Here is a 23,008-nt window from a genome sequence, read left to right on the forward strand (position 1 = left end):
CAGTAACTAGACATTCAGTATACTTCAGTAGGAAATGGAATTTTTTAACGATCATAGAAAACTATTTACGGCGGCGTTTTTGTTGTTCCTGGTGCTCACGCTGTTTGTAGCTATTTTGCCGGCACTGCATAACCAGCGGCAAAACGCACCTTTACCGGGGCATGAACCGCTGAGCGCTGCGGCCGAGAAAGGCAAGTCGATCTTTATCGCCAATGGCTGCGTAGCCTGCCATACCCAGCAGGTACGTAATGTGGATATGGACCGGCCGTGGGGGAAACGGCCAAGCGTAGCGGCAGATTATGCCGGTATTACACGCACCGACGTTTGGCGCAACACGGCCACGTTGATGGGTACTGAGCGTACGGGGCCCGACCTCACGGATGTCGGCAACCGCCAGCCCAGCTTGGAGTGGAACCTGGTGCACCTATATAACCCCCGTACGGTGGTAGAAGCCTCCATTATGCCCGCCTATCCTTGGTTATTTGAATACAAGCTATACCCAAAAGAAGATGATATAGTGGTCAATGTGCCAGCGGCGTTTCTCAAGCCAGGGAAAGGCAAAGTAGTGGCTACCGAAGAAGCTTTGCAACTGGTCGCCTATTTGCAGTCGCTCAAGCAGGTTCCGCTCCCCGATGGCCGGCCGTCGCCCGAGTTCCTCTATGCGCGGGAAGCGGCCAAAGCAGCAGCGGGTGATGAAGCCGGTGGACTGGACGGTGCGCTGTTGTATGCCACCCATTGCCAAAGCTGCCACCAGGCCAACGGCGAAGGGCTGCCGGGGGCCTTCCCATCGCTCAAAGAGAGCAGCGTTGTCAATGGTGATGATTTGGAGTTGTATGTAGATATTATCATGAACGGCTATGATGCACGCCCCGAGTTTGCCGCAATGCCGGGTATTGGCGCCATGATGGAGCTCAGCGCCGCTGAAATAGCAGCCATCATCAACCACGAACGGACCAGCTGGGGAAATAAGGGCTCGGAGGTAACCGAGGATGAGATTACGGAAATTTTGGATTTTCTGGCGAAGGATGCCAATGAATAGAAGAGAACCATGGAGAAGACAAGAAACCATTATGTGAGGCGGGCCGCCCTCACGCTCATGCTGACGGCGGCGGCGGCAGCCGGTTGGGCATGCCCCGTATGCGAAAAACAGCAACCGAAGGTGTTGCGGGGCGTTGCCCATGGGGCCGGACCCGATAACAATTGGGATTACCTTATTGTGGGGGTGATAACGGTTATCGTACTGATTACATTATATTATTCCATGAAATGGCTCGTGCGCCCCGGCGAGGATACGCCCAGTCATATCAAACGGAATGTTTTAGACCTTGATTGATATGGAAGGCAAGAGCAAGATACGCATTTTTCTGGATGACCATCCGCAACCGATAGCGGAGGTCATGTCGCCGATCAACTTCGAATTGGATACCAAGAAATTGGTAGATGGTCCCCACACGTTAACGATTGTAGGCAAAGATCCCACCGGTAAAGAAGGCATCCGTACCATCCCGTTTATTGTACGCAACGGCCCGGCGATTGATGTAGAAGGAATAACCGAAAACGCCATCGTTGATGGGGTAATTCCCATCATGGTCAACGCCTATGGCAAAGGTAACCAGCAATCGTTCCTCATTGAGGGCAGTGAAACGCCGCAGAGCATCCCCTCGTGGGTATGGGTATTGCTCATAGCGTTTGCCGGTTGGGCGTTGTTTTACCTTTTCCGGTACTTCGGCATGCCGTAACGATGAACGACATGCCCTAGCCTTAGCTTATTTTTTCCCCTTTGGCTTATTCTGCTGCTGGCGCATATAGTCTTCCATGCGCTGCTGGAATTTCGATTTCTTCTTTGCCTCCGGCTTTTTCTTGTTCCCCTCGATGATGGCCAGGATTTTATCGTCGTTAACCAGTTGGCGGATAACGAGCTGCTGCCCGAAAGTGAATACCGTAGACAAGAAATAATAGTAGTTCAGTCCGGCTGGGAAGCTGTTCAGTACGAAAAGGAAAATCAACGGCATGAAATAACCAATGTATTTCATCTGTGCATTGGCCGCGCCCGAGATGGAGTTGTTATACCATGTGGATACCAGTGTTACTACGGTCATCAGAATACACATCAAGCTGATATGGTCCACGCCGATAAGGGGCAATGGTGAAAACGTAATGATCGAATCGTAGGTGGATAGATCTTTAACCCATAGAAAGCTTTCGCCCCGTAGCTCGAAGAGGTTGGGGAAGAAAAAGAAAAACGCAATGGTAAACGGCATCTGTAAAATCATGGGGATACAGCCACCCAGTGGGTTCACGCCTGCCTGTTTATACAGTTTGAGGTATTCCTGCTGCAACAGCGTAGGGTTGTCTTGCCCTACTTTCTCCTTAATTTCGTCCATCTCCGGCTTCAGTACCCGCATTTTGGCCATGGATACGTACGACCGGTAGGTGAGCGGTGACAGTACCGATTTTAAGAGCAACGTAAGGATAAGGATAACCAGTCCGTAGCTCCAATTGAAGCTATCCAGGAAATTGAATACCGGTACGGTGATGAACCGATTGATCCATTTCATCGGCCCCCAGCCCATATCGATTTGCTTTTCCAAGCCATATCCGTGCGCTTTCAAAACCTTATACTGGTTGGGCCCGAAGAAGAAGTGCATGGGGTAGGTGTTGATGTCCTGCCGGCTGAAATCGAGATTGAGGTTGGCAGCAAACAGTTTTACGATGGCGGGGTCGGCACTCGTGTACACGTTTAATTTCCCGCCGTTGAAACCATTTTCTGAAACGAGCACGTTCGAGAAAAAATGCTGTTTGAAAGAGACCCAATCAAGCCGCTCGGCGAGGTTCTCTTCCTCATCTTCGGTGGTACTTAAATGGTCTATGTCTTGGTCGGCATGGGCATAATATAAAGTAGATCGCTGGCGCTCGCTGTCCATGTCTTTCTCCTTCTGCGTCAGTGCCGCTTCCCAATTGAGTACCAACTGTTTCTCTGTGGGCGCTACCACATCCTGCATGCCCTTGGTTACAATGGTGAAGCCAATGTTGTGGTCGCCGCCGCGTATCGAGTAAATGTAGTCGATGTATTTATCGGCAGCGTAGGCCAAACGGAAGGTCACCGATGCCGAGTCTTGGTCGGTTACTTGGATATCGTTGCCTTGTGTGGTAAAGTACAGGTCGTTGGTGATGATGTTTTTGCCAGCCGCCGAGAAGAATAGGCCAAATTTATTATGCTCGCCATCAAACAGCATCAGTGGCTGCCCATCGTAGGTTTTCTCGTCTTTCAGTTCCACCGATTTTATTCGGCCACCCTTGGTGCTGATGGCCGCTTTGATGTGTTCGTTTTCGAGCGTAATGATTCGCTCGCTGCCGGCGACGGCTTGGCCGAATGGTCCGTTTAGTACGGTAGAATCGATTTCGGGTGTTGTGGTTGCTAGGGTTGTTCCGGTCGTGTCGGTGGTATTCGGGGTTACATTTTCAATGCCGGCCCTGGCGCGGGCAAGCGAATCCTGCAACTGGCGCTCACGCTTTATTTCTTCGTCCGAAGGTTGCAACAAATAAAAAGAACCTGCAATGATGACAAAGATTAAAACCAGGCCTGTCAGTGTATTTCTATCCATTTCTAAATCTGCGCTGTTCGCTATTTCTGTTTTGCTGCTTTGCTATAGGTCAAAGAAGCGGCTACAAAGCTAACAAAAAGTGGGTGAGGATTTGCAACCGTTGATTTTAATTCTGGGTGGAACTGCCCTGCTACGAAGAAGGGATGGTTTTTGAGCTCCACAATTTCTACTAGGTTATTCTCTGGGTTAATGCCCGAGGCCACCATACCGGCTTCTGCATATTGGTTAAGGTAGTCGTTGTTAAATTCGTAACGGTGCCGATGGCGCTCCGATATTTTACTCTTACCATAGATGGCTGCCGCTTTGGTGCCCTTTTTGATTTCGCAGTCGTACGCACCCAAACGCATGGTGCCACCCATGTTCTTCACCTGCTTTTGCTCTTCCATCAAATGAATCACCGGATGTTTGGTTTTCGGGTCCATCTCTACGCTGTTGGCGTTTTTAAGTTTCAGCACATTCTGTCCAAACTCAACCACCGCGCATTGCATACCCAGGCAGATGCCGAAAAACGGGATGTTGTTTTCGCGTACATATTTTATAGCCGTTAGCTTACCATCCAGTCCGCGCTCGCCAAAGCCGGGAGCCACCAACACGCCCGATGCCTTCCTGAGCTTTTCTTGCACATTATCATCGTCGATGCTTTCGGCAGCGATGTATTTTACACGCACCTTGCACTCGTTCATGGCACCCGCATGGATAAAGGCTTCGTTGATGGATTTGTAAGCGTCGGGTAATTCGACGTATTTTCCGACCACTGCAATGGTTATTTCGGCAGTAGGGTTTTTGAGTTTGCCCAAGAACACCTTCCAGTTGGCCAGATCGGGTTCGTTCTTCGTAGAAAGTTTGAGCTTGGTGAGTGCTGTTTTGTCCAGTTGCTCTTTGAGCATCAGCAGCGGCACGTCGTAAATGGAGGGCGCATCGATCGATTCGATGACGGCATTGATATTCACATTACAGAAGAGCGCAAGTTTCTTACGGATTTCCGAATTGAGGTGGTGTTCCGTGCGGCAAACCAGTATATCCGGCTGAATACCGTATTCCAATAAGGTTTTAACCGAGTGCTGCGTGGGCTTGGTCTTGAGTTCACCTGCAGCGGCAAGGAAAGGCACCAGCGTAAGGTGGATCACCAACGAGTTGCTGCTGCCCAACTCCCAGCGCAATTGCCGCACTGCTTCAATAAAAGGCAGCGATTCGATATCGCCCACCGTACCGCCCAGTTCGGTTACCACAATGTCGTAGTCGCCGTTTTGGCCCAGCAGGCACATGCGCCGTTTTATCTCATCAGTGATATGCGGTACCACTTGTACCGTTTTGCCCAAATAAGCGCCTTCGCGTTCCTTGTCGATGACGTGTTGGTAAATGCGGCCGGTGGTTACGTTGTTGGCCTGTGAGGTAGCGGTGTTCAGGAACCGTTCGTAGTGGCCGAGGTCCAAATCGGTCTCCGCGCCATCTTCCGTAACGTAACATTCGCCGTGCTCATACGGGTTTAGCGTACCGGGATCAATGTTGATGTAGGGGTCGAACTTCTGGATGGTTACCTTGTAGCCCCGTGCTTGGAGAAGCTTGGCTAAGGAAGCCGAAATAATACCTTTCCCTAACGACGAGGTAACGCCGCCCGTAACAAAAATGTATTTAGTCATGACAAATTTTGGGTGTATGCTATTCGCGTTGTAAGCCAAAAAAAGCGTTAAGCATCACGTTTATGTACGGGATACAAAGGTATGCTTTTTTCCGAGATTATCGATAAAGATTTTCGGGTAACGTTCCCGATGGGCAAAATCTTTCAAATAAAAAAAGAAGCTTTCTTTTCTCGGAAAGCTTCTTCATATGCTTAAAACGCCCGGGGCGGTTAGAATCGCTTTGACTTGATACGTGCAGCTTTGCCCGTAAGGCCGCGCAGATAATACAATTTAGAGCGGCGCACTTTACCGTGGCTGTTTATTTCCACCTTCTCGATGTTTGGTGAGTTTATCGGGAAGATACGCTCTACACCGATGCCGTTTGAAATCTTACGTACCGTAAAGGTTTGGTTGGTGCCAATGCTATTGCGTTGGATGACAACCCCTTGATATACTTGGACGCGCTCTTTGTTTCCTTCGCGGATTTTATAGTGAACACTAACTGTATCCCCTGCCTTGAATGCGGGAACCTCATTTTTTGTTACCGCCTGATCTTCTACAAACTTTACTAAATCCATGATTCTGAGTAATTAATGCCGATTATTATCCCGTAAAAATCGAGCTGCAATATTAGCGATATTTTTTGGAATACGAAAGTTGTTTTTTTAAAAAAGAAATGTGATGTATTTTTTGGAAATACAATTTAATTTTTACCTTTGCAGACCTTCAGGGTTCGGGGTGTAGCGTAGCCCGGTTATCGCGCCTGCTTTGGGAGCAGGAGGTCGCAAGTTCGAATCTTGCCACCCCGACACAACAAAAATGGAAGTCCCCTGTCAACGGCGAGGGACTTTTTTATTTTATTAGGTCGTCGATGCCTTTCCCGGCTAGGATATTTTCGTAGTACTTCTCAATCCGCGCTTCGCGCGTTTTGGCTTGCTTGGCTTGCGAAAAGTAGAACAAATACCCCTTTTGCCGCCCCGGTGTGAGCGCATGGAATGCCTTGTTCAAGGCCTCGTCGTCGTCCAGCGCCCGTTGGAACTCCGTCGGCACGGGGTAGTCGGCCACTTTCTTCATTGGCACCTTCTTTCCGGACTTTTCAATCGCGATGGCCTCGTTGACGTAATCCGCAATCGCCGGAGCCAGCTCATGTATTTGCTGTACGCTGGTAAAGCGCAACTGCCGCGCAGCCTGTACATTTTCCGTTTGCTGTATCAGCAGTCCCTGCGCATCTTTCAGTAGCGAACCTTTGTGAAACAGCAAGGCGCAGTATTCCTTAAAACTGTGTATGAGCACAATGTTTTTATCATGGAAGGTATAGCAGGGATGCATCCATTTAAAATCTTCTTCGAGCAATTTGTTCGCGCACACAATCTCCCGTAAGGCATTCATTTCCTCGCTCCATTTCTGGTTCTTGTCAAAAAAACGTTCCGCTTGTTCATTCATCGTTTAAAATTCCTTCATGTCATTATATCGTTATTGGGCTGCATTTCCCGCCTTACCAATTTTAGTTTATATTTAGCACCAAAATAACCATTCTTTTATGATGAACGAAATATTATCGCAAAAAGCACGAACCACATTTCTTAGCGTCCTCATGCTGGCAAGCGTCATGGTGGTTTTCTTCGGGAAAACCGTGCTTGGCCAGGGGCCAACAACCCATCGCCCCCTGGGGGCTGGGGTTACAGCCCATCGCGGTAATTCGTCCGAATTCCCCGAAAATACCATCCCGGCTTTCCAAAGTGCGATAAGCCTTGGTGTCGACTGGGCCGAACTGGATGTCCATACCACCAAAGACGGTCGCTTGGTCGTACTACACGATGTTCGTACCGGTAGGGTTGGCGATAAAGATTTGCTGGTAGCCTCGCATACGTATGACGAATTGAAGGCCGTAGATGTGGCCACGGCATTCCGTAAAAAACACGGTTTAACCCTCCAGCAATGTCCGCCGCAAACCATACCCCTGCTCGAAGATGTGCTTCGGTTGTTCATAGGAAATAATCAGACCCGCATTTCTATCCAGCCTAAGGCCGATTGCGTCCAATCCGCCATCACCATCATCAAAAAGCTGAATATGGTTGATCGGGTAGGGTTCAATGATGGTAACCTCGCCTACATGTCGGAAGTGAAACGACTGGCTCCGGCAATCCGCGTATTCTGGGATCGGCCAGCCGATTCGGATATCGCGGCCGATATCCGTATAGCGAAAACCCATGGATTTGAAGCCCTGGTGCTTCAATACAAAGGGATCACGGCCGAGAAGGTACAGCAGGTAAAGGCCGCTGGACTGGAAATAGGCGCTTGGACGGTCAACGATACGGAAGTAATGAAAGCCCTTATCGGGCTCGGTGTTCAACGGTTATATACCGATGAGCCCCAAAAGCTGATGCTTCTGCACGAGCATCCCGAAACGGTTTTCGGCGAAGGGCTTTATATGGAGCATTTGCAGGGAACATGTGCAGACGAGACCGGCTACGCGTTTCTATAGAAAAACTACGGCCGTAACACCCATACGTTTAAATCATATACTTTGCATATTACCAACATACTATAAATAACAACATGGAGCAAAAAGCATATACACGCAAAGAATTCGTTAAAGGGATGGCCGTTGCTGCCGCCGGATTTATGATTGTTCCCCGGCATGTGCTGGGCGGTAAAGGTTTTCTAGCACCTAGCGATAAAGTAACGGTAGGTATTGTTGGTGCAGGCGGCAAAGGCCGGCAAAACACCGCAGCGTTGTTAAAATTGCCAGATGTGCAGGTTACCGCGATAGCAGACCCCGCAAGATACTGGGATTTGAAAGATTTCTATTATAAGTCGATCGCCGGCCGCGAACCGGTAAAGGAAATGATCGAAAGCCGCTACAGGTCGGCAAATGCCAACTTCAAGATCAGCGAGTACCTCGATTTCAGGGAAATGCTTGAGAAGGAATCTTCCCTTGATGCCATCATGTGTTCCACGCCCGACAATACGCACGCCTATGTGTCTATCCAAGCTATGCGTGCGGGTAAGCACGTGTATTGTGAAAAGCCGCTCACGCATAACATCTGGGAGGCACGCAAAGTGATGGAGGTTGCACGCGAAACCGGCTTGGCCACACAAATGGGCAACAGCCTGCATAGCGGGGATGGCATACGGCAAACTGTTGAATACCTGCGCGACGGCGCCATCGGGAAAGTGAAGGAAGCACATACCTGGGTGCCCGCTTCGCGGTGGAACCCGGGTTTAAAGGGCCTGCCCACAGGGCCTTCCACGGATGAACAGGCCATTGGTTGGGATCTGTGGTTGGGCCCCACGCTCTATATGCCCTGCCACAAGGAATACACGCCCGTAGCCTGGCGAGATTTTTGGGCGCTAGGTTGTGGCGCCTTGGGCGATTTCGGTTGCCACGACCTCGATCCATCGGTTTGGGCGTTCGACCTGCACGCGCCCGAGAGTGTAGAAATATTCCCTGCCGGCTACAGCGATGCCGATATCGCACCGTATGGCGAAATCGGCTATTACCATTTCGCCAAGCGGGGCAACCAGCCCGAATTCAAACAGGTCTGGTATTCCGGCGGTTTACAGCCCGCCCGTCCAGATGAATTGCCCGATGGCGTGGAACTGCCCAGCCGGGGTTCTCTTTTTATCGGCAAAAAGGGTGTTCTCGTAACCGGGGCGGGCGGTTCGAACCCGCAGATCTTCCCCGAAAAGCGGGGCGCGAAGTACGATCCGCCGAAGCCGAGCATCCCCCGGTCAAATGGACACTATCGCGATTGGGTCGACGCCATCAAAGGTGGCCCGGCCGCAAGTGCGAATTTTGAATACGGAGCCCGCCTTACGGAAATCACCCTTCTCGGGGTGCTATCACTCCGGCTGGGTGGAAAGAAGATTTATTGGGATAGTGAAAACATGCGGGCGAAGGGCCTGCCCGAAGCAGACCAATACCTGCGGGAGCCCGTTCGACCGGGGTGGGAGATGGTCTAGCGCGTTGACGATTTCACAGTTTCGCGCGTATGCGCCGGTATAGCCAGGCGAGGGCAAGCAGCGCAACGGCAGTGACCAGCCATACCCATCCATAACGCGGTACAACCGCCGGGTGGCGTTCGAGCTCCCGCTGTGTTTTTTCATAAGCGCTGTGCGAGTCGCTGTGTTGCTCGGCTTCGACTGCCGATGCAGTCATTTCCGATGTGGCTACGCTGTCTGCCTCGACGTGGTACGATACGGCCCAATGTTTTACCGTAACTTTTTCCGCTCCGCCGGTGTACCCGCTATCCGGGTGGTAACGGAAAGTGCCCCGCGGCACGATTTCTACTTCAGCCAATCGACCCTGCAACGAATGGGTAAAACGTACCTGCGCCAGTTGCCTACTCGTGGTATCGTGCACCGCGATGCGATGCTGTTGTTCGGTTGCGATGCTGGCGGTGTTCTTCGTCCGATTTCGATGTGTGCTGCAAGCGACGAGCGCTAGGCAAGCAACTGATATTATATCTTTTCTCATGATGGTACCTGTTAATTGTTGTTATTGAAAGGAGTTATAAAAAAGGAGGCCGCCGCAGCGACCTCCTGGATTCGATTTACAGCTTCATGGCTGGGTTATTGCGCCCAATACGGTTCGGGCGTAGTCCAGTCGCTCATGCCTACTTTGTTGCGTGCCCGCACGCGGATGAAATACTGTTCGCCCGGGGTAAGGGGGGCGATGATGTTGCCCGTTCCTGTAGGGGTGTCAAAGATTTCGTCCGACCACAGGGGCAGTCCGTCCATGTCTTTCGCGCTCGTGTACTGGTACTCGCAAAACAGCGCTTCCGCTGGCTTATCGAAGGTCAGGCTGGCCTGGCCACTTTGTCGCCAAGACCGTACCGTTACGAGCTCGGGCTTACCGGGTGCTCCGGTTGGTTTAGGGAGGCTGTTGGGTCGGAAGCCGCTACTCAGTACCACCGATAGTGATCCGTTGGCTACCGTACTGACGTAAAATGCCAAACGTTTGAGCAAACCCTCAAGTACCTCGCGGGCGTCTCTTTTGAGGCTGTTGTCCAGTTGGCTACCCCGCTTGGCTACATGCAGCCGTGCGGCATATTCGTCGTGTGCGGCCTGTACTTCGGCGAGGGTCGGTGAGGGCTCGGTAAAGTTGGTATTGCTCTCCATCGCACCCAGTACTGTTGCTGAAAGATCCAGCATCTCGTTGTCTTTAAGGTCTTTAAAGCCACCTCTGGCTACTCGTTTAATCATGTTTTTTTTGTTTTTAGCGTATTCGCTTAATTAATTAATTTGGGCTATCGCCCGTTCATTCGTTCACAACCTCCGTTGCCCACCTCGCCACAGCATGGATTGTATCCACCAGCCGCCGTTTGCGCACCACGGCGTTGTCGGTGTTCCCTTCTACGGTGATGCACCATTTGCCATCCCATACATCTACAAAACCACAGTGGCCGATGCGTTTTTTGGAAGCGATGTAGATGCCGAATACATCGCCGGGCCTAGGCGTTGCGATAGTGGCTTCTTTTGTCCAAACGATGTTATACGCGGGGAATAGCGCTGCTGCCCAGGCGTTCCGTGGCTTGGCGTATCCAACCTGACCATGCACCCACGATACAAATGCGGCACACCACTCGTAGCCCTCCGGTAGGCCGCAGTAGCCGAGGTATTCCGCCACGCGGGGCCCATCGTTGTTGCCCGTGGCCTCTTTAACGCCCACCTCGCTGCGGTACGTTTTCTTCAGGACTAGAGGATCGCCAAGAGCAAGGCCACGGATCCCCAAAACAAGGAAGCATAGCAGGCCAAGAAAACGCATGCGTGTTGCCATGGTGTCATTTCGTTAGCGGGTTCAATAAAAATACTGCCGGATAATCGGTATGCCCAGCGATATAACCGTAGGGCAAGTGCGCGGGCCGCCATATGGAAACCCAGTAGACCGATAGCGGCGAGCAAGAAGAGGCTCACCGTGCCCACATCTACCACTGCCGCGGTAGGGTCTGCCAGCCGAAGCAGTGGCCCGGCGAAAAGTAAAGTGGCTACCAGCGCGGTAAGTAATCCGGCCAGCGGCCATAGTCCCGGTGGGCGGTTAGCGGGTTGCGCGCGTTCATGCAACAGGTCGACGTAATCTTCGTTGGGCATGATTTTCCGTAGCCGGGGCTTTGCAGGCTGGTTCGGTGACCCGGCGGACCACCCATGTTGTTTAATTGTTCGTTGTGTGTTCATCATGTTGTTTTTTTTGCATTTCTGCGTTTCTAATTTTTGTTTACACCACAAACATAGCGGGCTGGGGGTACTGTTTAAAATGTGCGGACAAGTACGGACAGTGTAGAGACAAGTACGGACACTACTGTCTAAAAAACGGTAAATCCACGGCCGCAGATAACACATACGCGGCCGTGGGTCGCTCAATGCCGTTCGCTAATTGGCCATCAACGATTGCCGATGGCACGCCCCCGCCGGGGAAACAGAACACACGGTTATGGATGGCTCATCCGCGGTCGTTGATGGCTTACCCATGGCCGTTGATGGCTTTTCCACGGCCATGGATGCGGAAGCCTTGTATAGCGCTGGGCCATATTCAATCGTTGGTGCTGCATTCCCGTCGGGGAAACCAAACCCAGGATTGGTGATGCCGTACCGGTGATGATGGATACCAACCCCCCGTGCGGGGAGCTGTCGTCGATGAAGGAGGAAATGAAATCCCTGCCGGGGAAAGCGCATTGCCGTTCGGGGATGAGGCATCCATGTACGGAGATTAGCCATTCCCGCACATGGACGGCAAAAAAAGAGCCGCCCATACCGGGCGGCCCTGAAAGCGTACACCTAAGTGAGTTAGGCGGCGCGGGGTGCTTGCCGACCACTTCCCAGCGGCACGAGCTTGCGGTAGGGGAGTTTAGATTCCACGTGCCAGCGGTGCAAGTTAATCACGTTAAGCCGATCGAAGTAGTCTCGGTTGCCCACACGGAGCACGGCGTGAAGAAGCTTTCCCCGCACGTGTTTGTAGAATGTGCTTCGGCTAATACCCAACTGCTGGAGGGCAAAGGTGATGTCTACCAGGTCTGGCAGATCCATTTCTTGGGTTTTGTCCCTACCGAAATGTTCTTCCAAGAGGCGGCGGATTTCACGCAGCTCGCGCAGGGCATGTTCTTCTGTTAATACATTTTTCATACATAAAAGGTTAAAAAGTTATTTATGTTGCCCAATATCAGTAGATTACATTAAACGGATGCGTGAACAACTTCACACTTTGTACCGTTTCTTGTTAGAAGTTGTGCATCTCGATGACTTTCGGGCGGTTCTTGCAGATGATTTCGCGGCTAAAGCCACCGAGGATATCGCCAATCGTCTGGTCGGGCACCGTCATCACACACTCGGGGTATATGGCATACAGCCACAGCATCCGCTCCGTTACGGTGCGGCGGGCCCTCAGCATGGCCAGGTGGTTAATCCGCTCCACTGCGACATCCGCCCGGCACCGTTGGTCGAAATGGCCAAACTCGGCGTAGGTTTGTAAGAAGTATACATAGCGTTGGTACGGTAGGCGCAGCAATTCGGCATCACAAGCCACTTCAATATCTGTGGGCATGTTTTCCGTGTATGGTGTGGCAGTGACCGGCAGCACGAAATTGCCCGAATGGTAGAGGTAAAGCGCCTTGCGTGTATGTAGGTCGCCGTTGTCAACCGTTGCATAGGCTACGGCTAAGCCGCTGACAAAAAAATAAATCCATTCAGCAGGTTCGCCGGCCGTCTGGAGCACTGTGCGCCGCGGCGCGGTTACCGGTTCGAGGCTGGCCAACAATTCGGTGTTCAATTCGCTGGGTACGACCATGTCTGGCCCGATACACTGGATCAAAGCTGACCATAGGGTGGGATATTTCCTTTCCATGTCATTCGATGATTTCGGTGGATGCTTGGGGGGCTTCCATACCCGAGCGTGCGAGTATATCCATCTCGGGACAATGCTTTCGGAGCCATCGGGTACTGCGATACCCATTCATGGCGGGCATATGGATGTCTGTATGTTGATTATTTTTAATTTTATTGATCATGATGATATCGAAGGGGTTAACAGACGAAATTAATGAACCTAAAAGGCTATGCTTTAGCCGCATGGCTAAAAAGTTGGTGAACCGGTGGCCAAAAATAAGACTATATGCTACGCCACGCTATACGTTTTAGCTATAAATTCAATAGATATAGGCTATAATTTTTAAAATTTAATTAAGTTTGGGGCTGGGGAGGAACATAGCCATTAAATACCTTAAACAATCTAATCACGGAACACAGCTCTTCGGCGCATTCAGTGTCGCTAATCCGCTTAAGCGGCTATCGTTGCATGTGGCGTTTTGGTGCGTCATTGCAACGCTATCTTACCTTACCTATAGCCGTGTAGGTGGTGATTGCGTATGGATTTTCGTTGTGAAGGAAATGATGACAGGCATGACCCTCTTCTATGCGGGATCGTGGTTTATTTCCAGAGGTGTGCGGATAAACGAATATCGGCTCGGTGGCTTTTATGCCATCGGATATATTTGGTGGGTTTCCATGACTTTTCTGGTTTGCTATATCGTACGACATACGTTTGAAATGGAAGACAGGCGTTTTGAAACCTACATTAATTTTGTGCTAGAAGGTGGTTATTTCAGCTTGTTTACCTTTAAGAAGTCTTCAGAATTGGTTCTCGATTACATTTATATCATTACCTTGACCATCGGCCCGAAACTGGTCCGGTCTTACGCAGACCAGTCCAAGGAGAAAGTACAGATGGAGCGCGACCAACTAGCGGTTCAATTGAATTTTCTCAAATCAGAGTCGTCGCTTCACTTCTTATTCAATACATTAAACAGCATTCACCTGCTGGTGTCTAAGGGTGATGAGCGGGCACCCAATGCCATTCTCCAATTATCGACGACGATGCGTTATGTGCTCTATGAAGCGAAAGACGAGAAACTACCGCTCAAAAAAGAAGTTCAATTCATCCAGCACTACGTTTCCTTAATGAAAATGCGGTATGGCGACCATGTTTCGATTTCATTAACGATTGATGACGACAAAGAACCTTACCGGGTTGTACCCATGTTGCTCATGCCATTCATCGAAAATGCATTTAAGCATGGACCCGAACGAAGCCGCAAGCAAGCATGGGTGCAGATCGAATTGGCCGTTGCCGACGGGATGCTTCGGCTCAACGTGGGTAACCACGTCAACCGGGCCGCGGAGAAACCGCCGCTTGGTGGGCTTGGTACTGCAAACGTAATGAAACAGCTGAAATTATATTATCCAAACCGGCACTCGCTACAAATCCGGGAAACGGAAACCGAATATCACATTATTTTAGAAATTCATTTATAAACTGACCATGTACAATTGCATTATCATAGAAGATGACGGGTTGGCGCGCGAGGCGTTAGCAGCACACATTGATCGCATACCTTTTCTTAAGCTGGTGGGAGCCTACGAAAGCCCGTTAGCGTTGAAGGGGGCTAGCGACCGTATCGACCTGGTGTTTTCCGACATTCACATGCCGGAATTGGATGGTATTTCTTATCTCAAAAGCTTGATCAACCCACCCCTGTTCATTTTTGTAACCGGTAACGCCAATTACGGCGCCGAGAGCTATGACTTAGACGTGTTGGATTTTGTGGTTAAACCTTTTGATTTCGAGCGTATCATGAAAGCGGCCAACAAGGCGAAGGCCGTTTTAGACCTGAAACATGGGGCAACGAAAAGCCCGGACTATTTAATTGTAAAGGATCGAAGCAAGTACATCATTGTTCCTTACAACGAAATCTGTTTTATACAGGCACAAAAGGATTATGTGACGATTGAAACAACGGAAGGCACCTATACGCTATGGGGTATGTTGGGGGATGTCGGGAAGGAACTACCGACCGATTGTTTCCTACGGGTGCACAAATCCTATATCGTAAATGTTGAGTTTGTAAAATCGATTTCGGCTAAAAAAATCGTCATGAAAGGTAACCTGCGGGAAATCCCTATAGGTGATACGTTCAAAAACGAATTACGCCGTCATTTTGGTATTGATTAGCACGATAGCATTTGGTAAGGAAATGATATAAAATCAGCTCCATTTCCCGTTGCTCCGTATGGAAATGACGGTTTACAAACATATGCGATAACGATGCGGCAATTTGTGGGGTAATCCAAGGCTTCGCATCCAATGCTTTTAGTGCATCAAACCGTTTGCCAAGCGGCGCGCTCTTGTCTACGTGTCGGAGACTTGCGTGGAATTGGCGTTCAATGACCAAGCGGTTTTCTCTGAATTTTTTATCCAGATTCAATTTGAGACTTTTGGCACTACCAAACTCACGGAAGAAGCTTTCCGACCAACTCATTACCCATTTCAGTTTGTCTGCCGGTTGCAGACCAAAAGATTCCAGCAAATCGTCTATCGCAATCATGGCATAGACCAGCCTGTTGCGTTCACTAGCATCGGTGGCGGACTGTGGCAGCCACGCTAGCGTAGCTTCACTATCCAAGTGGAATACCGTTTCGCAAGCGGTAATCGCCGTGCCGCCGTAACGTTCGAGTTCGCGTTCGTAGGTATCATACTGGATGCGGTAAATCAGGCCCTGATCCACGGCCGGTGCGAAAAATTGGCTGGCGCAGTCGGAAAATCCCTGCCACGGGAGCTGACCATCCTTTGGTCGGAGCAGTATACGGATACGCAGGTGGTGCTCCGGATCGGCGTACCGGGTAAAAAACCACTTATTGAGCCACCCGGCTTGTTTCAGCTGCGTAAGGAAACCATTTACCTGGCCGGTTAGCACGCGATCGCACTCACCGGGGCCCATATAGAGCTTTAAGTACACCCATTCGCTCCCCGGAGGGAACGACCGTCTGACGGTTGGAGGCGGCGCAGGGGGTTTGCTCGGTAAGGGGAGTTGTCCGTTAGTTTTAAAAGGTATGATCACTTCGTTGTAAAACGGATTTCCGCACCGGCCCTTCACGGGGCTGTTGCCTTGCGTAGCCAGATTTTCATATAAGATGACGGGCGCACTTTTTAGGTGTTTTATCAGTATCTCAGCCGCGGCAAAATGTGCAAGGTCGAGCAATAGCTCATTGTCGCCTTCGGTAAGGAGCACTTCAGCCGGCAGGTTGTGCCGGCTGCGCAGTTCGGCCACAGCAACCAGTGGCTGCTGTTGGAAGAACAATGGGTCTGGGGGTGCCGGAATGCGCCATCTGGCCCGCTTCAATACCACATGTTTATAAGTAATCCTAGGGAGGAAATCGTATGCGCTGTATGCTCCCCAATCCCAGTTGATGGAAAACGAGTGACTTTGGTGCTGGAGGTCGCATAGAAAGCGATACAATGAAGTGCCCGTCCGGTAGTTGTGGGCACAGCTCAGCCGCGGTACGATTACCTTATCGAGTTTTTCAGACCGTAAGATTACCCGGCTGTTCACTACAGAGACAAATAGATCGGCAACCGGAATGCTGCTTTCGTCGGCGGTGGCACCGTGTCCGGCAAGCACCAGCTCATGCTTCCGCAGTGCCGGCCGTAGCATTATGTTGCCCATCCGGTCGTCCGGTATGAAGACGATTTCAGCCAGGCATATATCGGGCGACGCTTGATCTTCCATTTCTGCGCATTGCCGGAGCTTCGTTTCCAACTGCTCGTCTAAATGGCAAAAACGAGCGAGGAGGGGAAGTGCGGAGCGCACGGAAGCGGTCTGTAAACGGAAAAGGAAGTCACCCCGATCAAGTGCCGTGGTACTCGGGGCAAGGAATTGGCCCATAATGTAGCCCGTTGTCGCGCTATCTAATTGTTCTGGCGGTGTCACCTTCGCTAGCGAACGCACATCCTCTGCGGACAATTCGATAACCGGCGTGTGGGTCGGATCTATCGTGCCTTGGCGCATCATGATGTGGAGCAGGTTATCCGCAAGTTGGTCGCCTGTGCGGGGGGCATTCAAACCGAGATTTTGCAGCAAACTGCTGCCCGAACGGTAAGCACTGCGTGTATCGCCATAGCCGATGCCGCGATCGGGATCTAAAGCTTCCAGCAGGCGGACCTCCTTGGTGTCGTATCGAAGAGTAAATCGCCGGCAGAAGTCGGTGAGTTCCGCAGGGATCCGGTTGTGAGCCAGCGGCATCAACTCACCGATTTCTTGGGTCAGCCGCCGGGCGGTTTGCCACGACAGCTGGTTACGGTCGGTCCCGATGGCAAGGTCGGCCTGTATGGGCATGCCTTTGAATCCCTGCCGGGCAGCGGGCGGGATAGCTGCGATTACTTCATGGGCCGAATCCAGGGATGGGGCAAAACATCCTCTGCTATCGGTAGGTATGCCGAAGGTGGCCGCAACGGCATCTGCCGTGGGTTTTTTCCCGGTTGCTACCGGTTCGGTATTGGGCACCAAAAGCTGGCGGTCTACCAATTGGTTTATATAATTTTCCGCTTGGATTTCATTCAGCCCCATTTGCGTAAGGAACGTCCAGGTGGCACGGTATGTACGGGTCTCGCGGGTGTACGGAATCACATGGTCCAGCAGGATGTTCCGCTTCATCCGTATCCAATGGGCGTGTCGGTTGCCGTTATCGAGGCGGTAACCCATGTAGCGGTAGTGGTCCTCAAACACGATTAAGCTGTTGGTTAACCGATACGCGATGCGTTTTCGGATATCGGTATGGTTATGGGCCCACCGGGTGAGGTGTGCCGAAAAGGCCATATCCAGCCGGAGTGCGGGCGTACTGGTGCCCGACAGTGTGAAGTCCGATGGTCCGGCAGCCATACGGCCTAGTGCTACCCCGGCAAACAAGCCGAAGGGCGTGGCCCGGGCTGCCATCCGCACCAGGTACTTATAGAGGGTGGTTGAAAGTTTGGGCTGCAGGCTCGGCGGCCCTTCTTCCAGAAATTTCATGAGTTCGCGGTGCAGGGGTCCGCTGGTTACGGCCACGGCATGCTGCAAGGCCGGTTCTTGGAAGCAGGTATTGAGGTAGTTGGCCAGCGCTTCAGGGGTGCGGTTGGCATTCAATTCATTGATGGTATTAGCGGCGAGCCGTGGCGTGCGCAGCATAAAAAAATCGAGCGGTTCTATGGTCATGACTTACGGTCTAAGTCGTTCAATGATACGGTCTATGCAATCGTTAAAGTGTTCATAAGAAACAGGTTTGGGCAGCTCATCGACCACCGTTGGCGGTAGTGCGCGGTTGAATAAGGCAAGGGGGATGGCCGAAACAACGACCACAATTACCGTTGGGGGGATGAGACCGAAGTGGAAATCCGAAGGCGAGCCTTGGGGAATAACCAAGTCGAGGAACGCGATGTCGGGTTGGGTTGCGCTTAGCGCATCCGGTACTTCGTAGAGTTCCTGAACAACCCCCACAAGCGTCAATTCTTTTCGGCGGCCGACATAGTCTGCCATCAATTCGATGGCAGACCAGTCGTCCTCGATAATCAAACAGCGGTGGGCACCCATCTGCGGTTTCAGCCGTCGGTTGTCATTGTGGTGGTTATCGTAGTGGCGCAAACCCATCCCGATAGGTTTTTTCGGGATTCGATCTGGTCCTCGTGTTCCATACTGCAGACGACCTCGGTGTCGAGCGTGAGCAGCTGCTCAAGTTGTGCAATGTTGATTTTTTCCATGATTTTATTTTTTATTGATTCATGGTACGAAGATGCAACACGGAAATAACGACAAAAAATAAACCCGATGAACCAACGATTGACCCAGATGAACGGCGGTATTCAACCGATGATATCGCCCATTTGGAACATGGGCAAATACATGGCGATGAGAATGACACCGACCAGCAGTCCGAGGAAGATGATGATAAGTGGTTCCAGAAGCGATGCGATGGTTGCCGATTGGTAAGCCACCTCTTCATTATACTGGTCGGCTACCTTGTTAAAGAAGTCGGCCAAACGATTCACTTCTTCACCGACTTTTACCAAGGAAACCAGTTTGGCATCATACAAGGGAAATGCCGCCAAGCTGCTATGTAAGGTATGGCCATGCATTACGCTGGCTTCGACCGCGATCAGCGATTGCTCGATGGGATAGAACCCCACCATCTGCCGGCAGAGCTGTAGGGCCCGTATCAACGGTATGCGGGCACCCGTAAGGAGGGCCATAGACGTGCAGAACCGAGCGAGGTAGACTTTTCTGACCATCGGTCCGAATACCGGCAGGTGCAACCAAAACCACGCCGTCCACCGGCGGTTCCACTCCTTATCGCGGCGGGCGTACAGCCACCCACCCAGTGCGATGGCGGCAACGGCGGCCAAGGGTGCATACGTACGGGACGCCTCCGAGAACGATACGATGAGCTGGGTAATCGGTGGCAATGCGCTGCCGGAACGCGCGAAGATATCTGCAAATAGGGGCACGATGAAATTCAGCATAAAGAAGATGGCGCCAAACGAGGTGAGCATAACGATGACCGGATAGGTTAGCGCACTGGTGAGCTGTCGGCGCTGTTGCAGGCGTTTACGGAAAAAGGCCGCCAGGTCTTGCAGCACCGCAGCGATTTTTCCGGTTTCCTCACCGATCTGCACGCTATAGTATTCGTAGGGTGTAAAAGGCGTGTGCCGTTGCATCGCCGTAGATAAAGCAGAGCCCTGTACAACGGCCTGTTGGAGCTGCCGCAGCATGGTGGCCTGTTTATCGCCTTGCTGCTGGCCGATGATGATATCCAACGCTGCCTTGAGATCGACCCCCGCCTGTAGCAGCGTACCGAACTCGTGATAAAAAGCCTCTTTGTGCTTGTCGCCAAATATCGAAAATAGGGTGATATCGCGCGTAAGCCAGCTCGCCGGCTTGTCTTTTTGGCGTGGCATGTCGGGCGCTGTCTTTTTCAGCTTTCGGATGGGGATACCGTTGTTCATGGAGTCGTGGTCGAATCGGTTAAATACATTAAGGCGGCCATATCGTAGGTTTTTCGAATAAACACGGGGGTAGCGCGGTTGTTTCTTGTTACGTACATGCTACACGCATCAACGACTCCCCGCGGTGTTTCCTGGCGGCTGTTTAAGAACCAATAAGCCAAGCTGTCTATCTGGACCCGGAACGTATCGGTAAGATGACCAATCCGGCGGATGCATAAGGAATCGACATTCAGATAATATACTGAAGTGTCCGCCCTTCGGAAAACCAACCCGTCGGGGAAGCGCCGGATTTCGGACGAACGATCCGTGTCGGTTTGCAATGCATGATACAAACGGTCCATTTCGCCCGATGCCGCGAGCTGGGCCGTAAGCGTTCCGCTTTGGCGGTTTACCCACCGCATTGCAGTAAAAATAAACGAGATAACCAATGCGGTAAGTACCAGGGCCACCATCGTTTCGATGACGGTGAAAGCGGGAATCCGTCTGTTTAGTCGTTCCATTCGTTATTGATGATGATTTCGCGGTACACCGTTTCTTCGGCGGTGCCGGGGCGGTGCGCCCGGTACACCAGCAACAACAACAAGGTATCGCCTTGGTAATTGGACACTTCTTTGTCAACCTGCACCCCGCGGCCTATTTCAAATTGAGCGGGCAGGAAGTTGCCCTCCTGTTTGGCACGTTGAGCCAACGCTTTCAGTTCCAGTTGCAGGTCGCGCGCATTGGCGGGCTGTTTGAGCACTATTTTGGCAAATAAGGTGGCGGCGGTGGCGGTTACCAATGTGACGATAACCAAAGCCACCAATACCTCCACTAGGGTAGATGCGTGCAGCCGCTTGTGTATAATGAGATTATTGGTCTTCATAGCCTGTTGACTTAGGATTGTGATTGTCTATCGATAAGGCGATGCGGCCCAGTCTGCCCCGATTGAGCAGTGGGCTGCCCGCGTAATGAGGAGAACGTGTGGTCATGTCCATGACGCCCCCGAGTATAAAATTATCGTAAAGACTAGACGCAGTTTGCAGGGTAAATCTCCGGCACAAGGTCGTGCCGTTCACCCGTCCCTGCAGTTCCAGTAGCCCATCGGCATAGACCTGTCCATGCACGGTGGCTTCTTTGGCAAGGACCAGTTTGGCTAGCAATTGCTCGCTACCGGGGAAATAGGTAAACACGATTCCGTTAAACACACTCGCACTGTCGACGCGTAAATACGGTTGGAACTCGGTAAAGAGGCTATCCGTTGGGATGTGGATTACGCCCAAGGCCGAGGGATAGTCAAACCGGCAATCGCTGCCCACCACGAGCGAATCACGGGCGAACGCCTGAAGGCGACCGTGGAAGCCCGGCTCGAATCGGATGTGGGGGGCGAACAACAAAGCATTGTTGAGCTTGGCATTGGCCGTTACGGTGATAACCTGGTTGGCTACGACGATGGTGTCTTCGCCGGGGAAAAACAGGTCGATGGTCAGGCTGTCTACCCGGTTGCCGTCCGATTGCAGGTAATTGTTCAACCAGTCGATGACGGTGGTGTCTACCGCGGGGAGCATGTCCGCGCTATTATATATCGTGCCCTCATGTATGACCTCTTCGTAGGCAAAAGCTTCGTTTTCGATATATGATTTCCGGGTACCCGCCTCGGGCAGGAAGACGTCGCCGCGGATGAACGTTTTACCCGATACCGAAAGCGGCAGGTGTTCGTCGGCGAGGTACAAGGCGAACCGTTCGTTGGGCGTGGGCACTTTTCCCATCAGAAACGTACGTTGCAGCGTGTCGGCACCCTCATAGGCCCATGCGGTGGCCCAATCGAAAACCCCCCATGGCTGGCAGGCCAGTATCACCGAATCGCGGTCGCCGTCGAATAAATTAAGTGCCAACGTATCTGTTGGCGTGGTGTGGTAGCCGGTAAGGAGCAGGTTGGTTGCCGAAGCCAAGTTCTGCTGGAGGCGTTCCTGGCGCATGTTGTTGGCTGCATACTGCCGATGGTATTGCAGCAGCAGCAAAAGCCCGGCAGTGCCCATGGCGATGACTGTGGCCAGCACTATGGCAAGTAGCAAGGCACCTCCGCGCAGGTATGTGGGTATTTTCTTCATGGGTTTGAGCAAATATGGTAAAACCGTTGGCCCTATTTTCAATCGATTGAAAATTATAGCCTTAGGCTATTAAAATTATAGCTAAAACGGATGTGCCCTTCAAGCATTGCTCCGTAATATTGCAGGTATAATCGTGTAAACTTAATAGCTAATGATATGAAAAGACCCTTTAAAGTAAAATCGCTCATCGTGGCAACCATCGTTATGTTAGGTGGTGCGCTGTACACACAGGCACAGGTTAAAGTGATTGCTAACGGGAATGTGGGGATTGGTGTGACCACGCCGACCAACAAATTCCAGATGAACGGCCTGGCGGCCGACTTCATCAATTCGTCGCAGTTGCGGTTGGGTGTGTTTTCGTCGGATCCACGCATCCAGTCGTCTTCGAGCAAAGTGGTGTTTTACAACATGGCCAATACAGGTCATGTTGCGGTTCATGTTTCCAATGTGATCACCTCTTCAGACGAGCGATTGAAAGCCAATATAAGCGGGATCAGTGGCAACGCCCTTGATCTGGTGAAGCAGCTGCGGCCGGTCACCTATAATTTTAAATCGGGCAGCGACAAACAGCTGCATGCGGGTTTTCTAGCGCAGGAACTCGAGAAAGTGATTCCACATGTGGTCAGCCGGGACGATTCGGTTGGTATACGGGGTGTCGCTTATCAGGAAATCATACCCTACCTGGTGGAGGCCATCAAGGAGCAGCAGACGATCATCGATGGGCTGAAATCCCGTCTGGATAGGGTGGATGTGGTCGCAGTGAAGGAGGAGGAATAGCGAATGAAGCACTTATCTTACCGGGGAGAGATGAACCGCAAACTTTTGGAGAAAGTGGAGGAACTCAGCCTGTGCGTCATTGAATTGAAGAAGGAAATGGATGCATTGAAGAACCAA

27 protein-coding genes and 1 tRNA gene are annotated in these 23,008 nt (G+C 51.5%); 9 read left to right on the plus strand and 19 right to left on the minus strand.

The annotated features are described in order from the left end of the window. Positions 1–34 precede the first annotated feature (34 nt). From U9S71_RS03135 to U9S71_RS03145, 3 genes are read left to right on the plus strand one after another with little or no spacing between them, the layout of a single operon-like run. Entirely contained in the window at positions 35–1,039 is a 1,005-nt protein-coding gene (locus U9S71_RS03135) for a cytochrome c (RefSeq protein WP_326325167.1), read from the plus strand. A gap of 9 nt (positions 1,040–1,048) precedes the next feature. Continuing rightward, complete coding sequence (locus U9S71_RS03140; RefSeq protein WP_326325168.1) at positions 1,049–1,333, plus strand: hypothetical protein; 285 nt, start codon at positions 1,049–1,051, stop codon at positions 1,331–1,333. Position 1,334: 1 nt separating this feature from the next. Further along, positions 1,335–1,739, plus strand: a complete 405-nt coding sequence (locus U9S71_RS03145; RefSeq protein ID WP_326325169.1) for a cytochrome C — start codon at positions 1,335–1,337, stop codon at positions 1,737–1,739. Positions 1,740–1,766: 27 nt separating this feature from the next. On the opposite strand, the gene yidC is transcribed toward U9S71_RS03145, so the two are convergent. From yidC to rplS, 3 genes are all read right to left on the minus strand, one after another. After that, positions 1,767–3,605: a membrane protein insertase YidC gene (yidC, locus tag U9S71_RS03150; RefSeq protein WP_326325170.1), complete on the minus strand. Its 1,839-nt coding sequence runs from the start codon at positions 3,603–3,605 to the stop codon at positions 1,767–1,769. A 20-nt stretch (positions 3,606–3,625) separates the two neighbouring features. Next, positions 3,626–5,245 (minus strand): CTP synthase, encoded by a 1,620-nt coding sequence (gene pyrG, locus U9S71_RS03155; RefSeq protein ID WP_326325172.1) that lies wholly within the window; start codon positions 5,243–5,245, stop codon positions 3,626–3,628. A gap of 209 nt (positions 5,246–5,454) precedes the next feature. Further along, positions 5,455–5,802: a 50S ribosomal protein L19 gene (rplS, locus tag U9S71_RS03160; RefSeq protein WP_436410298.1), complete on the minus strand. Its 348-nt coding sequence runs from the start codon at positions 5,800–5,802 to the stop codon at positions 5,455–5,457. Positions 5,803–5,958: 156 nt separating this feature from the next. Between rplS and U9S71_RS03165 the strand changes: the two genes are divergently transcribed. Continuing rightward, a tRNA-Pro gene (locus U9S71_RS03165) sits at positions 5,959–6,033 on the plus strand. Between the two features lie 43 nt (positions 6,034–6,076). On the opposite strand, the gene U9S71_RS03170 is transcribed toward U9S71_RS03165, so the two are convergent. After that, entirely contained in the window at positions 6,077–6,667 is a 591-nt protein-coding gene (locus tag U9S71_RS03170; protein WP_326325174.1) for a YdeI/OmpD-associated family protein, read from the minus strand. Positions 6,668–6,764: 97 nt separating this feature from the next. Here U9S71_RS03170 and U9S71_RS03175 point away from each other — a divergent pair, with 97 nt between their 5' ends. Together U9S71_RS03175 and U9S71_RS03180 are read left to right on the plus strand one after the other, a co-directional pair. Beyond that, positions 6,765–7,709 (plus strand): glycerophosphodiester phosphodiesterase, encoded by a 945-nt coding sequence (locus U9S71_RS03175; RefSeq protein ID WP_326325175.1) that lies wholly within the window; start codon positions 6,765–6,767, stop codon positions 7,707–7,709. Positions 7,710–7,783: 74 nt separating this feature from the next. Then, the gene (locus tag U9S71_RS03180; RefSeq protein WP_326325177.1) at positions 7,784–9,190 is read left to right on the plus strand and encodes a Gfo/Idh/MocA family protein; all 1,407 of its coding nucleotides are present in this window, start codon (positions 7,784–7,786) and stop codon (positions 9,188–9,190) included. Between the two features lie 13 nt (positions 9,191–9,203). Here U9S71_RS03180 and U9S71_RS03185 read toward each other — a convergent pair whose 3' ends face one another. The 8 genes from U9S71_RS03185 to U9S71_RS03220 form a co-directional block, all read right to left on the minus strand. Further along, positions 9,204–9,704, minus strand: coding sequence for a hypothetical protein (locus U9S71_RS03185; protein ID WP_326325178.1), 501 nt, complete (start codon positions 9,702–9,704; stop codon positions 9,204–9,206). Positions 9,705–9,799: 95 nt separating this feature from the next. Then, on the minus strand, positions 9,800–10,432 hold the full coding sequence (locus U9S71_RS03190) for a fibronectin type III domain-containing protein (protein ID WP_326325179.1): 633 nt from the start codon (positions 10,430–10,432) through the stop codon (positions 9,800–9,802). Positions 10,433–10,487: 55 nt separating this feature from the next. Further along, positions 10,488–11,006, minus strand: coding sequence for a CHAP domain-containing protein (locus U9S71_RS03195; RefSeq protein WP_326325180.1), 519 nt, complete (start codon positions 11,004–11,006; stop codon positions 10,488–10,490). Continuing rightward, positions 10,925–11,404 carry a hypothetical protein gene (locus tag U9S71_RS03200; RefSeq protein WP_326325181.1) on the minus strand — a complete coding sequence of 160 codons (480 nt, stop codon included), beginning with the start codon at positions 11,402–11,404 and terminating at the stop codon, positions 10,925–10,927. Before U9S71_RS03200 ends, U9S71_RS03195 begins: the two co-directional genes overlap by 82 nt. A gap of 192 nt (positions 11,405–11,596) precedes the next feature. Beyond that, complete coding sequence (locus U9S71_RS03205; protein WP_326325182.1) at positions 11,597–11,920, minus strand: hypothetical protein; 324 nt, start codon at positions 11,918–11,920, stop codon at positions 11,597–11,599. Positions 11,921–12,010: 90 nt separating this feature from the next. Further along, positions 12,011–12,346, minus strand: a complete 336-nt coding sequence (locus tag U9S71_RS03210) for a hypothetical protein (RefSeq protein WP_326325183.1) — start codon at positions 12,344–12,346, stop codon at positions 12,011–12,013. A gap of 94 nt (positions 12,347–12,440) precedes the next feature. Then, positions 12,441–13,064, minus strand: coding sequence for a Crp/Fnr family transcriptional regulator (locus U9S71_RS03215; RefSeq protein ID WP_326325185.1), 624 nt, complete (start codon positions 13,062–13,064; stop codon positions 12,441–12,443). 1 nt (position 13,065) lies between these two features. Continuing rightward, positions 13,066–13,227, minus strand: coding sequence for a response regulator (locus U9S71_RS03220; RefSeq protein ID WP_326325186.1), 162 nt, complete (start codon positions 13,225–13,227; stop codon positions 13,066–13,068). Between the two features lie 178 nt (positions 13,228–13,405). On the opposite strand from U9S71_RS03220, the gene U9S71_RS03225 reads away from it, so the two are divergent. Both U9S71_RS03225 and U9S71_RS03230 read left to right on the plus strand, forming a co-directional pair. After that, positions 13,406–14,530 carry a sensor histidine kinase gene (locus tag U9S71_RS03225; protein WP_326325187.1) on the plus strand — a complete coding sequence of 375 codons (1,125 nt, stop codon included), beginning with the start codon at positions 13,406–13,408 and terminating at the stop codon, positions 14,528–14,530. A 7-nt stretch (positions 14,531–14,537) separates the two neighbouring features. Continuing rightward, positions 14,538–15,227 (plus strand): LytR/AlgR family response regulator transcription factor, encoded by a 690-nt coding sequence (locus tag U9S71_RS03230; RefSeq protein ID WP_326325188.1) that lies wholly within the window; start codon positions 14,538–14,540, stop codon positions 15,225–15,227. Here U9S71_RS03230 and U9S71_RS03235 read toward each other — a convergent pair. The 7 genes from U9S71_RS03235 to U9S71_RS03265 all read right to left on the minus strand — a co-directional run bounded on the left by U9S71_RS03235 (position 15,190) and on the right by U9S71_RS03265 (position 22,114). Then, entirely contained in the window at positions 15,190–18,243 is a 3,054-nt protein-coding gene (locus tag U9S71_RS03235) for a lantibiotic dehydratase (protein WP_326325190.1), read from the minus strand. The genes U9S71_RS03230 and U9S71_RS03235 overlap by 38 nt on opposite strands. A gap of 3 nt (positions 18,244–18,246) precedes the next feature. Next, positions 18,247–18,675: a response regulator gene (locus U9S71_RS03240; RefSeq protein WP_326325191.1), complete on the minus strand. Its 429-nt coding sequence runs from the start codon at positions 18,673–18,675 to the stop codon at positions 18,247–18,249. Beyond that, positions 18,627–18,785, minus strand: a complete 159-nt coding sequence (locus U9S71_RS03245) for a hypothetical protein (RefSeq protein ID WP_326325193.1) — start codon at positions 18,783–18,785, stop codon at positions 18,627–18,629. Before U9S71_RS03245 ends, U9S71_RS03240 begins: the two co-directional genes overlap by 49 nt. A gap of 102 nt (positions 18,786–18,887) precedes the next feature. Continuing rightward, positions 18,888–20,027, minus strand: coding sequence for a type II secretion system F family protein (locus U9S71_RS03250; protein WP_326325195.1), 1,140 nt, complete (start codon positions 20,025–20,027; stop codon positions 18,888–18,890). After that, positions 20,024–20,527 (minus strand): PulJ/GspJ family protein, encoded by a 504-nt coding sequence (locus U9S71_RS03255; protein WP_326325197.1) that lies wholly within the window; start codon positions 20,525–20,527, stop codon positions 20,024–20,026. The genes U9S71_RS03250 and U9S71_RS03255 overlap by 4 nt, the downstream gene beginning before the upstream one ends. Continuing rightward, positions 20,515–20,889, minus strand: a complete 375-nt coding sequence (locus U9S71_RS03260) for a pilus assembly FimT family protein (protein WP_326325199.1) — start codon at positions 20,887–20,889, stop codon at positions 20,515–20,517. The genes U9S71_RS03255 and U9S71_RS03260 overlap by 13 nt, the downstream gene beginning before the upstream one ends. After that, positions 20,876–22,114, minus strand: coding sequence for a hypothetical protein (locus tag U9S71_RS03265; RefSeq protein WP_326325201.1), 1,239 nt, complete (start codon positions 22,112–22,114; stop codon positions 20,876–20,878). Before U9S71_RS03265 ends, U9S71_RS03260 begins: the two co-directional genes overlap by 14 nt. Before the next feature lie 156 nt (positions 22,115–22,270). On the opposite strand from U9S71_RS03265, the gene U9S71_RS03270 reads away from it, so the two are divergent. Continuing rightward, complete coding sequence (locus U9S71_RS03270; protein WP_326325203.1) at positions 22,271–22,891, plus strand: tail fiber domain-containing protein; 621 nt, start codon at positions 22,271–22,273, stop codon at positions 22,889–22,891. Positions 22,892–23,008 lie beyond the last annotated feature (117 nt).

The sequence above is a fragment of the Parapedobacter flavus genome (genome assembly GCF_035818675.1).
GTDB classification, from domain to species: Bacteria; Bacteroidota; Bacteroidia; order Sphingobacteriales; family Sphingobacteriaceae; genus Parapedobacter; species Parapedobacter flavus.

What these genes read in the sequence shown, in the direction of transcription:
- U9S71_RS03185 (WP_326325178.1), bottom strand. Translation starts at nt 9,704, where the DNA reads ATGAGAAAAGATATAATATCAGTTGCTTGCCTAGCGCTCGTCGCTTGC.
- pyrG (WP_326325172.1), bottom strand. Translation starts at nt 5,245, where the DNA reads ATGACTAAATACATTTTTGTTACGGGCGGCGTTACCTCGTCGTTAGGG.
- U9S71_RS03230 (WP_326325188.1), top strand. Translation starts at nt 14,538, where the DNA reads ATGTACAATTGCATTATCATAGAAGATGACGGGTTGGCGCGCGAGGCG.
- U9S71_RS03190 (WP_326325179.1), bottom strand. Translation starts at nt 10,432, where the DNA reads ATGATTAAACGAGTAGCCAGAGGTGGCTTTAAAGACCTTAAAGACAAC.
- U9S71_RS03235 (WP_326325190.1), bottom strand. Translation starts at nt 18,243, where the DNA reads ATGACCATAGAACCGCTCGATTTTTTTATGCTGCGCACGCCACGGCTC.
- U9S71_RS03215 (WP_326325185.1), bottom strand. Translation starts at nt 13,064, where the DNA reads ATGGAAAGGAAATATCCCACCCTATGGTCAGCTTTGATCCAGTGTATC.
- yidC (WP_326325170.1), bottom strand. Translation starts at nt 3,605, where the DNA reads ATGGATAGAAATACACTGACAGGCCTGGTTTTAATCTTTGTCATCATT.
- U9S71_RS03250 (WP_326325195.1), bottom strand. Translation starts at nt 20,027, where the DNA reads ATGAACAACGGTATCCCCATCCGAAAGCTGAAAAAGACAGCGCCCGAC.
- U9S71_RS03135 (WP_326325167.1), top strand. Translation starts at nt 35, where the DNA reads ATGGAATTTTTTAACGATCATAGAAAACTATTTACGGCGGCGTTTTTG.
- rplS (WP_436410298.1), bottom strand. Translation starts at nt 5,802, where the DNA reads ATGGATTTAGTAAAGTTTGTAGAAGATCAGGCGGTAACAAAAAATGAG.
- U9S71_RS03200 (WP_326325181.1), bottom strand. Translation starts at nt 11,404, where the DNA reads ATGATGAACACACAACGAACAATTAAACAACATGGGTGGTCCGCCGGG.
- U9S71_RS03240 (WP_326325191.1), bottom strand. Translation starts at nt 18,675, where the DNA reads ATGGGTTTGCGCCACTACGATAACCACCACAATGACAACCGACGGCTG.
- U9S71_RS03245 (WP_326325193.1), bottom strand. Translation starts at nt 18,785, where the DNA reads ATGGAAAAAATCAACATTGCACAACTTGAGCAGCTGCTCACGCTCGAC.
- U9S71_RS03265 (WP_326325201.1), bottom strand. Translation starts at nt 22,114, where the DNA reads ATGAAGAAAATACCCACATACCTGCGCGGAGGTGCCTTGCTACTTGCC.
- U9S71_RS03270 (WP_326325203.1), top strand. Translation starts at nt 22,271, where the DNA reads ATGAAAAGACCCTTTAAAGTAAAATCGCTCATCGTGGCAACCATCGTT.
- U9S71_RS03195 (WP_326325180.1), bottom strand. Translation starts at nt 11,006, where the DNA reads ATGGCAACACGCATGCGTTTTCTTGGCCTGCTATGCTTCCTTGTTTTG.
- U9S71_RS03140 (WP_326325168.1), top strand. Translation starts at nt 1,049, where the DNA reads ATGGAGAAGACAAGAAACCATTATGTGAGGCGGGCCGCCCTCACGCTC.
- U9S71_RS03205 (WP_326325182.1), bottom strand. Translation starts at nt 11,920, where the DNA reads ATGCCTCATCCCCGAACGGCAATGCGCTTTCCCCGGCAGGGATTTCAT.
- U9S71_RS03260 (WP_326325199.1), bottom strand. Translation starts at nt 20,889, where the DNA reads ATGAAGACCAATAATCTCATTATACACAAGCGGCTGCACGCATCTACC.
- U9S71_RS03175 (WP_326325175.1), top strand. Translation starts at nt 6,765, where the DNA reads ATGATGAACGAAATATTATCGCAAAAAGCACGAACCACATTTCTTAGC.
- U9S71_RS03180 (WP_326325177.1), top strand. Translation starts at nt 7,784, where the DNA reads ATGGAGCAAAAAGCATATACACGCAAAGAATTCGTTAAAGGGATGGCC.
- U9S71_RS03145 (WP_326325169.1), top strand. Translation starts at nt 1,335, where the DNA reads ATGGAAGGCAAGAGCAAGATACGCATTTTTCTGGATGACCATCCGCAA.
- U9S71_RS03210 (WP_326325183.1), bottom strand. Translation starts at nt 12,346, where the DNA reads ATGAAAAATGTATTAACAGAAGAACATGCCCTGCGCGAGCTGCGTGAA.
- U9S71_RS03220 (WP_326325186.1), bottom strand. Translation starts at nt 13,227, where the DNA reads ATGATCAATAAAATTAAAAATAATCAACATACAGACATCCATATGCCC.
- U9S71_RS03170 (WP_326325174.1), bottom strand. Translation starts at nt 6,667, where the DNA reads ATGAATGAACAAGCGGAACGTTTTTTTGACAAGAACCAGAAATGGAGC.
- U9S71_RS03255 (WP_326325197.1), bottom strand. Translation starts at nt 20,527, where the DNA reads ATGGAACGACTAAACAGACGGATTCCCGCTTTCACCGTCATCGAAACG.